This window comes from Prevotella sp. LCP21S3_D2, assembly GCF_052118345.1.
GTDB lineage: Bacteria > Bacteroidota > Bacteroidia > Bacteroidales > Bacteroidaceae > Prevotella.
Window position 1 is genome coordinate 1 of the sequence record NZ_JBQKHJ010000089.1, and the last position, 661, is coordinate 661.

The window sequence follows — 661 nt, forward strand, 5'->3', positions numbered from 1 at the left end:
CAGGAAATATACTTTCTCCGTATTGTTCTCCAGTTTTATCTTTCCCATCAAAGAATTAGAATATACTGCCGCCTGCACCTTCTCAGAGAAGTCTTGATACTGGTTGTCATCTACGAAGATACTGGAGTTTTTCTGGTTTTGGTAGTGCAGGTCATCACCGGCATAGCGCAAATTGAGAGTAAGCGTTCGTTTGTCCTTCAGCTTGAAGAGAGAGTTGAAAGCTCCTTCTCCCGACTTGTTGTCTACGTATCGGCTCAAAGATACACTAGGAATATCTTGTGCAGAAAGGCTGATTCCATCCCATGTAAACGATGAGAAATCAGAAACTTGGTCGAGTCCGAAAGTCTGCGACGTATTATAAGTCAAGCCCGTGTCATTTGCCTTCATCGACAAAAGTTGCTGCGACTTTTTGTTGATTTGCATGGCGAAGACATCACTCTTCCACAGCGTCTGGTCATCATAGCCCAGTCCTTGCTGAAGATAGCCGATAGGCTTCAGCTTGCGGTTATTCCTGATTTTCAGGTTGAGCGCAGCCTTGTCGGAGAAGGAGACATTCTTCAAGGCTCTTATGGGTTGGTGGTTTTCGTAGACATTCACCGCCGCCACGTCGTCAGGGCGGATATTCTTGGTAGCCAAGGTATAGTTGCCCGACAGCATGTCC

1 pseudogene is annotated in these 661 nt (G+C 46.3%); it reads right to left on the reverse strand.

Annotated features, from left to right (window positions below):
* Positions 1–661, reverse strand: a pseudogene (locus ACTQ16_RS16720) (hypothetical protein); the annotation flags it as partial.